Annotated in this window: 12 protein-coding genes; 2 read left to right on the top strand and 10 right to left on the bottom strand. The window is 44.6% G+C overall.

What is annotated here, in order from left to right; translation table 11 throughout:
* Positions 1-23 precede the first annotated feature (23 nt).
* The 6 genes from VF412_RS10435 to rpsB form a co-directional block, all read right to left on the bottom strand.
* Entirely contained in the window at positions 24-875 is an 852-nt protein-coding gene (locus VF412_RS10435) for a phosphatidate cytidylyltransferase (protein ID WP_331339182.1), read from the bottom strand.
* Entirely contained in the window at positions 829-1,578 is a 750-nt protein-coding gene (locus VF412_RS10440; protein ID WP_331339183.1) for an isoprenyl transferase, read from the bottom strand. Before VF412_RS10440 ends, VF412_RS10435 begins: the two co-directional genes overlap by 47 nt.
* Before the next feature lie 13 nt (positions 1,579-1,591).
* Complete coding sequence (gene frr / locus VF412_RS10445; protein WP_331339184.1) at positions 1,592-2,158, bottom strand: ribosome recycling factor; 567 nt, start codon at positions 2,156-2,158, stop codon at positions 1,592-1,594.
* 13 nt (positions 2,159-2,171) lie between these two features.
* Complete coding sequence (gene pyrH / locus VF412_RS10450) at positions 2,172-2,885, bottom strand: UMP kinase (RefSeq protein ID WP_349259003.1); 714 nt, start codon at positions 2,883-2,885, stop codon at positions 2,172-2,174.
* Between the two features lies 1 nt (position 2,886).
* Positions 2,887-3,816: a translation elongation factor Ts gene (gene tsf / locus VF412_RS10455; protein WP_331339186.1), complete on the bottom strand. Its 930-nt coding sequence runs from the start codon at positions 3,814-3,816 to the stop codon at positions 2,887-2,889.
* 156 nt (positions 3,817-3,972) lie between these two features.
* Positions 3,973-4,902 (bottom strand): 30S ribosomal protein S2, encoded by a 930-nt coding sequence (rpsB, locus tag VF412_RS10460; RefSeq protein WP_331339187.1) that lies wholly within the window; start codon positions 4,900-4,902, stop codon positions 3,973-3,975.
* 300 nt (positions 4,903-5,202) lie between these two features.
* Here rpsB and VF412_RS10465 point away from each other — a divergent pair, with 300 nt between their 5' ends.
* Both VF412_RS10465 and VF412_RS10470 read left to right on the top strand, forming a co-directional pair.
* The gene (locus VF412_RS10465; RefSeq protein ID WP_331339188.1) at positions 5,203-6,543 is read left to right on the top strand and encodes an ATP-binding protein; all 1,341 of its coding nucleotides are present in this window, start codon (positions 5,203-5,205) and stop codon (positions 6,541-6,543) included.
* 145 nt (positions 6,544-6,688) lie between these two features.
* Complete coding sequence (locus tag VF412_RS10470; RefSeq protein WP_331339189.1) at positions 6,689-7,657, top strand: fatty acid desaturase family protein; 969 nt, start codon at positions 6,689-6,691, stop codon at positions 7,655-7,657.
* Between the two features lie 55 nt (positions 7,658-7,712).
* Here VF412_RS10470 and VF412_RS10475 read toward each other — a convergent pair whose 3' ends face one another.
* The 4 genes from VF412_RS10475 to VF412_RS10490 are packed head-to-tail and all read right to left on the bottom strand — an operon-like array spanning position 7,713 to position 12,664.
* The gene (locus VF412_RS10475) at positions 7,713-8,846 is read right to left on the bottom strand and encodes an FAD-dependent oxidoreductase (protein ID WP_331339190.1); all 1,134 of its coding nucleotides are present in this window, start codon (positions 8,844-8,846) and stop codon (positions 7,713-7,715) included.
* 55 nt (positions 8,847-8,901) lie between these two features.
* Complete coding sequence (locus VF412_RS10480) at positions 8,902-9,735, bottom strand: CFI-box-CTERM domain-containing protein (protein WP_331339191.1); 834 nt, start codon at positions 9,733-9,735, stop codon at positions 8,902-8,904.
* A 41-nt stretch (positions 9,736-9,776) separates the two neighbouring features.
* Positions 9,777-11,813, bottom strand: coding sequence for a replication restart helicase PriA (priA, locus tag VF412_RS10485; RefSeq protein WP_331339192.1), 2,037 nt, complete (start codon positions 11,811-11,813; stop codon positions 9,777-9,779).
* A complete protein-coding gene (locus tag VF412_RS10490; protein WP_331339193.1) occupies positions 11,810-12,664 on the bottom strand; it encodes a hypothetical protein in 855 nt (284 codons plus the stop codon). Before VF412_RS10490 ends, priA begins: the two co-directional genes overlap by 4 nt.

A 12,664-nucleotide genomic window follows, 5' to 3' on the forward strand; every position in this document is an offset into this window, starting at 1 on the left:
TGCTGACGCTCTCGACTTTTCTCTTACGACAAAAGATGAGACACGATCACAACGCCAAATAGAACTACAGGACTTGCGAAGAGGACAGCGTCAATTCGATCTAATACGCCGCCATGGCCCGGCATAATCTTTCCGGAGTCCTTAACATCTGCGATACGTTTTAGAAGCGATTCGAAAAAATCTCCAAATTGACCGACAAATCCTGAGACAGCCGAAAGTCCTAAAATGAAACCCACGTTGAAGTTACCCAGAAGATAATTCCAGCACAAGTAACCGGCGACGATAGATCCCAAAATACCGCCCACAGAGCCCTGCCATGTTTTCTTCGGGGATACAGAAGGCATCACCTTATGTTTGCCAAGCAACACACCAAATACATAGGCAAAGGTATCGCCCGCAAAGACAACGCCCAATAAGAACACAAACCATGAAAGCCCTTGCTCAAGGTCAAGAAGGCGGAATGCAAACGCAGGCAAAAGACCAATGTATACTAAACCTAGCGAAGACTTTGCCTGGAAATCACCAATGCGTTGAAGCTCCCCGGATTTGTTAAGTGCCAGAAGACTGAAGATGCAAAGAAGAATCAAAGAGATCGCGAAGACTAAAACTCCGGCATTTAAAGCCACCGCAGAAATCGCAAACGTCAAAACAGAAAGAACGAAGAAAGAGATTTTTAGAAAAACAGAAGATTCATTTTTAAAAAGAATACCGAGAAGTTCCCACGCGCCAATCAAAACAACTGCGCCAATGATGATCTTAAGGCCATTGATACCATAGTAAAAATAAAGACCAATGATAAGCCCTAATGCAACGATCGCAGAGATCGCTCTAGTTAGGAAGCTTTTCCAAGTTGTTTTTGTCGATGGAGTTGTCATTTACAGAAACCTTGCCATAACGGCGTTGTCTCACGGAAAACGCACTGAGCGCTTCATCGAGATGAGATTCCGTGAAATTAGGCCACAGAACTTCCGTGAAGTAGAATTCAGAATAAGCAGCTTGCCACATTAGGAAATTCGACAAACGTTGTTCGCCGCTTGTTCTAACAATCAAATCCGGATCAGGAGTCGGATAAGTGCTCAATGACGTGCTAATCATCGCCTCATCAATATCGTCCGCAGAAATTTCACCTTTAGCAACTCGTTCGGCGATTTCGCGAACAGCGAGGGTGATTTCTTGTCGAGAACCATAGCTCAAGGCAAAGACCAAGTTCAGGCCTGTGCATTGAGCTGTAGCTTCGCGAGCCTGTTCAATAGCTTGATAGACGTCACCTGGCACGCGAGTCAGATCACCGATCACAGAAAAGCGAATGTTTTCCTTCACAAGGTTTTCAGTTTCACGTTTCAAATAACGACGAAGAAGTTTCATCAGGAAAGACACTTCAGTCTGAGGACGGAACCAATTTTCGGTAGAGAAAGCATAAAGAGTCAGGTTCTTAATGCCCTTGCGAGAGCACGCAGTGATAATCTTCTTAGCAACGCGTGTCCCTTTGATGTGACCATATGTGCGAGGTCTTCGTTTGAGCTGAGCCCAACGACCGTTACCATCCATAATGATTGCAATATGCTTAGGTAGAGTCATGGGCTCCTAGGACCTAGATCGTCAAGATCGACTTTTCTTTTTCGTCAGCTACTTGATCAACTTTCTTAATCATATCGTCTGTCGCTTTTTGAATGTCTGTTTCCGCTTTTTTAGCTTCGTCTTCGCTCAATGGTGTCTTTTTATCAGCCTTCATCTTTTTGATTTCGTCATTGGCATCACGACGAGCCATGCGAACAGCAACGCGAGCTTCTTCTGCGATCTTCTTAACTTGTTTTGCCAAGTCTTTACGACGTTCTTCAGTCAAATCTGGAACTTTCAAACGAATCACTTTACCGTCGTTCATTGGAGCCATGCCCAATTCAGACTTGATGATCGCTTGTTCGATATCTTTAAGAATAGAAACTTCCCAAGGAGCGATAAGGAAAGATTTAGCATCTGGTGTAGAGATAGATGCAACTTGAGAAAGTGGAGACGGATTGCCGTAGTAATTTACGCGCACGTTATCAAGCATAGAAACTTGCGCACGACCTGTACGGATCTTTTTAAGTTCTTCGCCCAATGATGCCAAAGATTTTTCCATTTTGGCTTGAGCATTCTTTTTCACATCAGCGATTGACATAGATGACTCCTGTTTATTGTACGAGTGTACCGATGTTTTCACCTTGAACGGCTTTCAGAATATTTCCTGGAACCATAAGGTCAAAAGTAATAATTGGAAGTTTGTTATCCATACACATACTGATCGCAGTCGAGTCCATGACTTGCAAACCGCGGTTCAATACGTCGATGTAGCTGATCTTGTCGAATTTCTTCGCATCAGCGTGTTTTGCCGGATCTTTATCGTAGATACCGTCAACCTTTGTCGCTTTCATAATAACTTGAGCATTGATTTCCATCGCGCGAAGGGAAGCGGCAGTGTCTGTAGTGAAGAATGGATTTCCAGTGCCTGCACCGAAAATAACAAGACGACCTTTTTCCAGATGGCGGATAGCTCTGCGACGAATATAAGGTTCAGCAATTTCAGCCATTTCAATAGCTGTTTGCACACGGGTAGGAACGCCAGCTTTTTCAAGAGCATCTTGAAGAGCCAGAGCATTGATACAAGTCGCAAGCATACCCATATAATCTGCACTTGCGCGATCCATGCCTTCAGCAGAAGCGGCAACACCACGATAGATATTGCCGCCACCGATGACGAGACCGATTTGAACGCCTGCTTTGTAAGCCGCCGCCACGTCCTGCGCGATCTGTGTGATCGTCGCAGTGTTGATTCCAGTCCCCTGCTTTCCAGCAAGAGCCTCACCACTTAACTTTAGCAATACGCGCTTATAAACAGGCTCTTTCAAATTAGTGTCCTTTCATTTGAGCAGCAACTTCAGCTGCGAAGTCGTTAGACTTCTTCTCGATACCAGCGCCCAATTCAAAACGTACAAAACGTTTTACTGTAACGTCAGTGCCAAGCTCTTTACCAACTTGTTTCGCCAAATCAGAAACTTTCATGTCTGGATTTTTAACGAAAGCTTGGTCCATCAAGCAGTTCTCAGCCAAGAACTTACGGATTTGACCATCAACGATCTTTTCGATCATTTCTGGTTTTTTGCCTGATTCGATGTTTTTCGCAGTCAAAATCTCTTTCTCTTTAGCAACAACATCCGCAGGGATTTGATCTGAAGAGATAGCCATTGGGTTCATTGCAGCGATGTGCAAAGAAACGTCTTGAGCGAAAGTTTTCAAAGCAGGATTAGAAACAGCAGCTGGGTTTGCAGCAGCAACTTCGATCATCACGCCGATTTTACCTTCACCATGGATGTAAGTGTGAACCAATGTGTTTGCAGAAGCAGTGTATTTTTCGAAACGACGGATAACGATGTTTTCACCGATAGTTGCGATAGCTTCTTTCAACATGTCGCCAACTTTTTTAGTTGGGTTTTTGTGGAATGCTTGTTCCAAGATGTCGCCCACTGCGTTGACAGCGTTCAATACGTGGTGAGCAACGTCAGTAACTAGGTTTTTGAAACCATCATTACGAGCAACGAAGTCAGTTTCAGAGTTGATCTCAAGGATCACACCTGTGTTACCAACAACTTGTGCGAATACAGTGCCTTCAGCAGCGATACGATCAGCTTTTTTCGCAGCAGCGCCAAGACCTTTTACGCGCAACCATTCAACAGCAGCTTGGAAATCGCCAGAAGTCGCCTCAAGCGCCTTTTTGCAATCCATCATACCTGCGTTGGTTTTTTCTCTTAGCTCTTTAACAAGAGTAGCGGAAATAGACATTAGGAAGACTCCTTATAATAAGAACAGTAATAAAGATCTTTATAAAAATCCCCCGGTGATGCCCGGGGGTGGTTCCGCCGTCGCTGAAGCTTCGGCGGACAGGCCATTACCTATGCGGCTACGGGGACTTGGTCGCCGTAGCCTTGGCGTAGGAGGCTACTCAGCAGATTCGTCTTTGTTTTCAAGCTCAGCTTGGATCTCAACTTCTTCTGCTGTACCAGCAGCAACAAGTTTACGACCTTTGTTGGCTTTAACAACCGCTGGACCAGCAGCTTTTTTAGGAGCTTCTTTAGCACCAGCTTTTGCAGGAGCGCGACGTTTAGGAGCATCAGCTTTTTCTTCGCCTTTAGCTTCTTTAGCAACGTCAGATTGTTTGTCAGTCATTGTGCGAAGTTTTTGTTCCCAAACTTTTGCACCTTCCAAGTAGGCTTCAGCAACTAGGTTCGCGAACAATTTGATAGAACGGATCGCATCGTCGTTACCTGGAATTGGGTAATCAATAGATTCTGGGTCAGAGTTTGTATCAGCGATACCAACTACAGACATGCCCAAGCGTTTTGCTTCAGCAACTGCGATGTGTTCTTTTGGAAGATCTACTACGAACATAACAGAAGGCATTTCCTTCATGTCACGGATACCGTTCAAGAACTCAGACAAACGAAGGTATTCTTTTTCGATTTTTGCGCGTTCTTTTTTAGTAAGGTAGTTGAATTCGCCTTTTTCTTTCATTTGATCAACTTTACGAAGACGATCGATAGATGATTTGATCGTTTCGAAGTTAGTCATCATGCCACCCAACCAACGTTTAGTAACATAGTACTGACCGCATTTTGCAGCAGCTTCTTGAACAGGCTCGATAGCTTGTTTTTTAGTACCAACGAAGATCATACGGCCGCCGTTAGCAGCGATCTCTTTTACGTAGTCAGCAGCTTTGTTCGCACGAACAACAGTTTTTTGAAGGTCGATAATATGAATACCGCCTCTAGCTGTGTAAACGTAAGGTTTCATTTTTGGGTTCCAACGCTGTGTTTGATGTCCGAAGTGGACGCCAGCGTCTAGCATTTCTTTCATGGTAACTTGTGCCATGGTAGTACTTCCTTTCTGGTTATTCCTCCTCTCGTGCAGAGCCAGCTTCTTTTTTTCGCCGGAAGACCCCCTTTTTCAGTACTTGGGGGACCAGTTAATGCTCGAGAGTGTGTTATTGTTGGACTCACGGGATATCATAGCGACTCATGCAGAGCAAGAAGTCTTTGACCTGTCTCGTCTTGATCGAGTTTCGTTACAAATTCACGACCCGTATTAAAGATTGTTTAGACGTATTGCGTTGTGAAGCATACTAGCTGAAGCGACCTTTTTATCCCTAATTTTCACGTTGATCGGAAGGGTATGGATCGTCAACTCGCGCTTGCTAAAGGCAACCCCGAGATCAGGAAGATCTTTGAAGAACAATCCACAGAAATCTGCATTCGTGTAGATCAGGCATTCGCATTTTTGATGGGAATTCAATGGTTTGGAGCCATTCTGACGGCTTGGCTAATTTCGCCATCAACGTGGCTGGGGCCTGCCAATCATGCACAAGAAGGACTTATTTTAGGGTTTGTTTTGGGGGGAGTTTTCGCACTCCCTCCGATGTTTCTGGCGTGGAGCGCGCCGGGCGAGAAGATCACACGTTACACGATCGCGATCTGCCAGGTTCTATTTTCGTCCTTATTTATTCATCTTTCGGGAGGGCGGATCGAAACCCACTTTCATATTTTCGTGTCATTGGCTCTCTTGGCTTTTTATAAAGACTTTGGGCTTTTGGTAATTGCGTCGTTTATTGTGGCTTCAGATCACTATCTGCGCGGCTTTTGGATTCCGATGTCCATCTATGGAACCGATACAGATGCCCATCATCGGTGGGTCGAACATACGTTGTGGGTGATCTTTGAAGATGTCGTCTTATTCATGGGGATTCACAAAATTCGTGAAGAACTTTGGGATATGGCGCGTTCGAAGTACGAGCTGACAGTCGCTAAAGAGGAAGCCGTGCGAATATCCACGTTAAAATCCACATTCCTGAGCAATATGAGCCACGAGATTCGCACTCCATTAAATAGCATTATTGGATTCACGGATGTTCTGCGCGACACCGAGTTAAATTCAGATCAAAAACAGTATACTGAAACCATCCATCGCTGCTCGGAATCCCTGCAAGTTTTGATCGATGATATTCTGGATTTTTCAAAAATCGAAAATGGATTGATGCAAATCGATCGACATCAATTTGACTTGCATCAACTTCATCACGATGTGAGGAACATGTTTTTGGTTCGTTGTCGCGAAAAGGGCCTCGAGTTCGAGGTGGTTTTAGATCAAGATTTGCCGCAACTTGCTGTGGGTGATTCTCATCGTATTAAGCAGATTCTTATAAATCTAGTCGGTAACGCCGTGAAGTTCACAGAGCGAGGAGGCATTTCAATCCACGTCACTCGAGATATGAACGTGCCTTCGTCATTTCACTGGAAGATTGTAGACACCGGAGTTGGTATCGCGAAAGAGCACCAGCAAAAATTATTTGGGAATTTCACTCAAGCCACTCCATCCATCTCGCGTCGTTATGGCGGATCAGGATTGGGTCTGATGATTTCGAAAAATCTGATTGAGCTTATGGGCGGTAAAATATTTTTGGAAAGCCAATTGGGCGAAGGTTCGACATTTTCTTTTACACTTCCATTCGAAACTTAAGTTCTGCACAGATGTAATCTTTGTCTCCCAAACATTCGCGAACAAAAAATAGTAAAGGTGCTTCAAATTGAACTAAATAAAAAATTGTTCTTTGAGTCTTCAGCGTGATCTTGTTTGTGTCGAAAAGTACTAGGCAAAAGGAAGAATGATCATGATAAAGAACCCGCAGATTCAATCCGAAATCGATGCTTTTAAAAAAGATCCCAGCGTTAGAAAAGTCGTGAATGAATTTTCCAAGGTAAATCCGGCTCGACAGTTTATTCCAGTCATTTTTGACTGGGCCGTTATTGCCGCGGCGATTGCCGTGTGCTCTACATATTTTAGTTGGTGGTTGTATGCGTTGACTGTAGTGGTGATTGCATCTCGTCAGCATGCGCTTCTGGTGTTAATGCATGAGGCGGCTCACTTGCGGGTCTTTAAGAATGTCACTTGGGGTGACATGATTGTTGATTTCGTCTGTGCTTATCCGACCTTTATGACGACAGAGGCATATCGTCGAAATCACTCGGCTCATCACAGTGCTACGAATACCGAGAAAGATCCTGATTGGGCTCGTAAAATTCCTAAGGCTGAATGGCAGTATCCACAACGTCCACTGACGATGGCGAAAGTTTTAGGTCGTCAACTCATGGTCGGTGGTCTTGAGTGGATGGTCTTGGCTTATATGATCTCTAAGAATGATAAAAAGAAAATGGCTTATTGGGCTGTGGTGGCAACCGCAGTTGTGATGACGGGATATGGGAAAGGCTTTCTTCTTTATTGGATGGTTCCAATGTTGACGTTGTTTCCAACAATTCAACGCATTCGCAGTATCGCCGAACATTTCGGATTGAAATATGAACATGAGATGAACGGGACAAGAAATGTAATGTCGGGCCCTGTGCAAAGCTTCCTCTTTGGCCCGCACAATGTACGTTTGCATCTGGCGCATCACATGTTTCCGACGGTGCCTCAGTACAATTTGGGCAGGCTTCATCAAATATTGATGGACCATCCAACCTATGCAAAATACTCACACAATAATACATCTTATATATTTTTCGGAAATTCGGTCGTGAAGAATCTGCGGGAAGAAGGTTATACCCCAAGTCCCGAACAGAAGATGGCGGTATAAAAGAAAAAGGGTGAAGACAACTTCACCCTTTTTCTTTTTTTAATTTTGAATTTGCTTACATTGAAGCTTCTTGAAAATCAGTTTCCAAGTGTTCAACTTCTTGAACTTTGAATCCCAATGAAGCCACGATCATTTCCGCTTGTAATAAAGAGCCCACAAGATTCTTTTGTTCATTCACAGTCGCAGAAGCAATCCAAAGATTTTCAAGGCTTGGGATTGTCATGTTCGCACTCAATTTCAAATCACCATTGCCCGCAATGATCGGAGAAACGAAAATTCTTTCAAGCTTCAAATCATCCAGCGCCTCAGGATAAGCGCGTTTTACTTGGCGCTTGATCTTCTTCAAAGCAAGACCCACAGATTCGCTATCGTCTGTTACTTCCGACTCGATGAATGTGATCCATTGAGATGCTTGCAAGGTTTGACCTTCCACTTCAACAGCAGGCAGGAAGCGACCTGCACAAGGTCCGATTTCGTCTTGAGTTGTTCCATTCAATACGTGCATCGCTGTTGATTCGGTCACAGCCTTGCCATGGCAAAGATCCAAGCACAAAGCTGTCCAGTAATTATTTTTTGCAAGTTTGGAACGAGCACGAACAGAGACAGCGTCTTCAGGCAATAGGATCGCAAGATCTTTCACTGTTCCCGCAAAGATAAAGTTGTGAGCATGTAAAGTTTTGGAACCATTGATTGTGATGCTGGTCACTTTGTCGTTTTCTTGGTGGAACTTGGTCACGTAAGAACGTGGCATGAAGTCGCCTGTGAATTTTTGTAACAACATCTGAGTCCACTGGTAAGGTTCCACCGCAAGATCCAATTTCTTTGAAGACGTGAAGTAGTTCAACTCTTCATAGAATGCAGGCGGGTTTTCGCCGAAACCAAGGAATGTTTTAAAATTGCCTGAGTCATAAGTGATCGGGGCTTCTTCTGAAACATCAGCAACAACTTTTGTTTCAAGCAAGCTTTCCAAGAATCTCATCGCTTTTTCTGAAAGGACAGAGTCAGGAACAAAACGCAGGCCATTATTGATTGAGCCAGTTGGGAAATTGATTTGTTTGTTCACGCCACCAGCAACGTCAGCGCCTTCAAGCAAAACGATATTGCTTGTTTCGCGGCTAAGTGCCGCTGCGATGCTAAGTCCTGTAAGTCCGCTTCCGATGATTGCATAGTCGTAGATATGTTGAGCCATGCAAATACCTTCCCTCATAAGAGCGGATCTTTGCAAGCCTCAAAGGACAGAAAACTTAGCTAACGCATTTAATCAAAAGACGGAGAGCTGCTCGCACTGCGGGTTTGAGCCAAGGTTGCTTATCCAATAAGCAAGCAATGCTGGGAGAGATTTTGTAGTATGCGTAAATAAACTTGCGACCAGCCACCGAGCTTTTCAAAGTGAAGTCGCGGAACACGCGAAGCTCTTGAACTTCTAAAGCTTGGGGACCAAAAGCGGAAGTTGCGATGAAGCAACGAGGACGCTCTTTATCCGACATTTTCAAGAATTGTTTAACAACACCTGGATTATTGGCAGAGCGAACGAACGATTCGGCCTTCTTGATGATATCTGGATAAATCGGTGTAAATTGAATGAAAATTGCCAGTTGCTTTGCCGCATTCAACATACGATCTTGATATTTTTCGTGAGTGTCATAGATGCGCATCAAATCCCAATACACCGACGCTACAACCGTTAGCTCTGTCGTACGTGCACTTTCTTTGAAAGCCTCAGGTCGAAGGCGATCACCTTTTTTAACCTCAAAAACGATATCAAGAATTTTTAGATATTTTTCGTAAGCAATGGCAGCTTCAGAATAAAGTTTCGAGTTCATGCACATGCGAGCTTTTTTAATGAGCTGCACACGGCTTTTCCAAAGTGTTAAACGATGTTGCTCGCGAGCGCGCTCTTGCGCCATCAATACGCCACCGCTGCTTGTTGCTACGGTTCTGCGCAAATCGGAAATACAACCGGCACACACTTGGGGTGGCAAATTGGATTCACCGGCAGCCTGTAGCTTTTCAACTAAATCAGGATCTACAGGGTGAAGCTCGGTTACTTGTATTCCGCATCGCGGGCATTGAATCATGAACTAAATCCTCAAGCCTTCATTCTAGGAAAGCTTTGGATTTAAAGCAAATTCATTGGATCTATGTCGACCAAAATTTTAATTCCCGAAGGAACCCACTCTTGATCTCCAAGAAGCTGTCTCGAAAATGGATTGGCAATAGAGCCTTGGTTCGTCTTCAGCAGTAGATGATACCGGAATTGTCCTCGAAGTTTTGCGAGTGCTGCTTCTGCAGGTCCTAGAATCTCCATAGGCGCGTATTGAGGGAATTGAGCCTTCAAACTGTGTGCTCTTCTCGCTAAAAGTCGTGCGGTTTCTTCGACTTTTCCGAGATGAGTACCCTGAATTCGGAAGCTCACCAAACGCCCCATTGGAGGATAACTGAGTGCTGCTCTGTTATTGAGTTCATATTGCGCGAAGCCTTCATAGTCGTGATTTCGTGCGAAAGTGATACTTTCATGTTCCGCATTGAAAGTCTGAATGATGACGTAGCCTGGACTTTCGCCTTCTTTCACGTGACGACCGCTGCGACCGCTCATCTGTGTGATGAGCTGAAAACTTCTTTCAGTCGCACGGAAATCAGGAAGATTGAAGCCCACATCCGCAAGAACTAGTCCCACAAGTTTTAGTTTTGGAAAATCCAAACCTTTCGCGATCATCTGTGTACCTACTAGGATATCAATTTCACCGGTCTCCATTTTTGAAATCAGATCTTCAAGATCAGCCCGATTTTGAATTTCATCCCGATCAGCGCGAGCAATTGTCTTTCCTGGGAAAAGTCTTGTTAGGTCTGTTTCTAAAAGTTCAGTGCCAAGGCCGATGGCTTCTAATTCACCTTCTTTGCAGTCAGGACAGCGTGTTTTAAAATTCTCGTGATAGTCGCAGTAATGGCAAATCAGATGTGATCCAGCATGTAATGTCAGCGAGATATCACAGTTTGGACATTCGCGAGTATGGCCGCAAGAAGGACAGACCACCATCTGTGCAATTCCGCGACGATTTAAAAATAAGGCGGCTTGATCGCCTTGCTCTAAAACCACATTCATTTTTTCATAAAGTTGCGGACTTAACCAGAATGGCAGATGAGAGTACTTGTGAACCATCAATTTCTGTTGATCGTCGTCTGCCTTTTGTTCGCGCAGATCGATCACTTCAATTGTCGGAAGCGAACGACCGGCCACACGGTTTTTTAAGGTGTGAAGGTGATATTTTCCCTCTTGAGCATTCTTCCAGGTTTCAAGGCTTGGAGTCGCCGAGCCTAAAACCACAGGGCAGTTCATCATTTTTCCAAGCATCACAGCGGCATCGCGGCCGTTGTATTTTAATTTCTCATCTTGCTTAAAGCTTGGTTCGTGCTCTTCATCGACAATGATGAGACCCAAATCTTCAATAGGGCAGAATAGGGCAGAGCGTGCTCCGATCAGAATAGATTTCTTTCCATCGACAATGTCCCACCACTGATTCGTGCGTTCACGGTCCGTAAGTTGTGAATGCATTGCTGCGATCTTGTCACCAAAGCGTCTAGCAAAGCGCTGCACCAACTGCGGAGTCAAAGAAATCTCGGGCACGAGAACTAAACCGCGCTTTCCTTCCTTCAAAACCTTGTCAAGAAGACGCAGATATACTTCGGTTTTACCGGAACCCGTAACACCGAAAAGTAAGTGCGTAGAAAATCCCGAATGCTGTGAGATCGACTCAAAGCATGTCTTTTGTTCCGGAGTTAAATCCAATTCTGAATCCGCTGACAGTTGTGGAATAACCGGTGCGCGTTTGCTTGCGCGTTGCTTGTCCGTTTTCTTGAGCGGCGGAAAAGCAGACTGAACAACTTGTCCGACTGGGTGCAGATAATAAGAGGCCAACCACTCAAGCCATTTTACAAACGGCTCAGGAAGTGGGCGATATTCTTCATCAATGGATGCAATGCTTTTGATTTCAAAGGCAGGAACTTCAGTTGTTGTTCCCAGTGCAAGGCCTTTGACCTTGCGTTTTCCGAGGGGAACATCAACTAGCTGACCACGTTGCAAAGACTCAGAAAATTTATAGGTGAGGGCTTCAGGAAGGGGAGCATCAACTGCGACCTTCCAAAGCGTATCACTCATCGATACCTCGAATAAAATTCAATAATGGCTTCTTTTGCGGGCAAACCTTCAAGGCCATCAAGTTTTAGATTGGAATCCAGTGAAGAAGGCTGGAACAAACTATTCGCGGAAGCGGGACGGGCTGAGGCGCTGATGAGACGGATATTCACAGTGTTGTTACCCCAACGAATCGTCTGCTGACGAGGATAGTATAAACCTTTTGCGAACTGGTTATAATTGTCCGCTGTCATTTCCACCTGGTTTGGTAAACGTAATTTACGAATAACAAATTGGTCTTGTTCGATCCATATACCAGGATTGCCTGCCGTTTGATCTACCGGAGTTGCAATACCCAAAGCATAGTTTGGAACTCCGCCTGTGCGGGAATAACGAACCCAAGACTCGGGTTCATATTTAAATTCAGCACCTGTTTTGGCGGAAGGCTTGCGGTTGTATGCAGTCGCAGGAATCATTTTATAGTGCGCTAAAGACTGCGCCATCACTTCCGGACTTCTGAAGTTCAGAAATTTCTCTAAGAAATCTTCTGACATTCGATCCGAGTGACGGTTGTTGTTCACCAAGCTCCAACGCTGGCCACCAGCGTAGACGAATTGTAATTTGAAAGTATTTTGCAGCTCTTTAGTGCCGGTCACTGTCAGACGCATGGTGCGATCGCTGTCGATCAGCCAAGTTTCTTTTAAGTGGATTGTGTCTTCACCATTTGCAAATTGAACTTCTTGTTCAATAGCGTAAATGCCAGAGCCTGCGTTTTCAGATGTTCTCTGCAAAATCATTCTTGTGGGAATGATGTAAGCAGAGGCCATCAGCGGCACTAGGAAGAAGGAGAAAGAAGTAACCAACATTTTTTTCAT

This window comes from Bdellovibrio sp. (assembly GCF_036384735.1).
Taxonomy (GTDB): Bacteria; Bdellovibrionota; Bdellovibrionia; order Bdellovibrionales; family Bdellovibrionaceae; genus Bdellovibrio.

Excerpts from the sequence above, each read along its gene's own strand:
- VF412_RS10435 (WP_331339182.1), bottom strand. The coding sequence starts at position 875 with ATGACAACTCCATCGACAAAAACAACTTGGAAAAGCTTCCTAACTAGA.
- VF412_RS10440 (WP_331339183.1), bottom strand. The coding sequence starts at position 1,578 with ATGACTCTACCTAAGCATATTGCAATCATTATGGATGGTAACGGTCGT.
- frr (WP_331339184.1), bottom strand. The coding sequence starts at position 2,158 with ATGTCAATCGCTGATGTGAAAAAGAATGCTCAAGCCAAAATGGAAAAA.
- tsf (WP_331339186.1), bottom strand. The coding sequence starts at position 3,816 with ATGTCTATTTCCGCTACTCTTGTTAAAGAGCTAAGAGAAAAAACCAAC.
- rpsB (WP_331339187.1), bottom strand. The coding sequence starts at position 4,902 with ATGGCACAAGTTACCATGAAAGAAATGCTAGACGCTGGCGTCCACTTC.
- VF412_RS10465 (WP_331339188.1), top strand. The coding sequence starts at position 5,203 with ATGGATCGTCAACTCGCGCTTGCTAAAGGCAACCCCGAGATCAGGAAG.
- VF412_RS10470 (WP_331339189.1), top strand. The coding sequence starts at position 6,689 with ATGATCATGATAAAGAACCCGCAGATTCAATCCGAAATCGATGCTTTT.
- VF412_RS10475 (WP_331339190.1), bottom strand. The coding sequence starts at position 8,846 with ATGGCTCAACATATCTACGACTATGCAATCATCGGAAGCGGACTTACA.
- VF412_RS10480 (WP_331339191.1), bottom strand. The coding sequence starts at position 9,735 with ATGATTCAATGCCCGCGATGCGGAATACAAGTAACCGAGCTTCACCCT.
- priA (WP_331339192.1), bottom strand. The coding sequence starts at position 11,813 with ATGAGTGATACGCTTTGGAAGGTCGCAGTTGATGCTCCCCTTCCTGAA.
- VF412_RS10490 (WP_331339193.1), bottom strand. The coding sequence starts at position 12,664 with ATGAAAAAAATGTTGGTTACTTCTTTCTCCTTCTTCCTAGTGCCGCTG.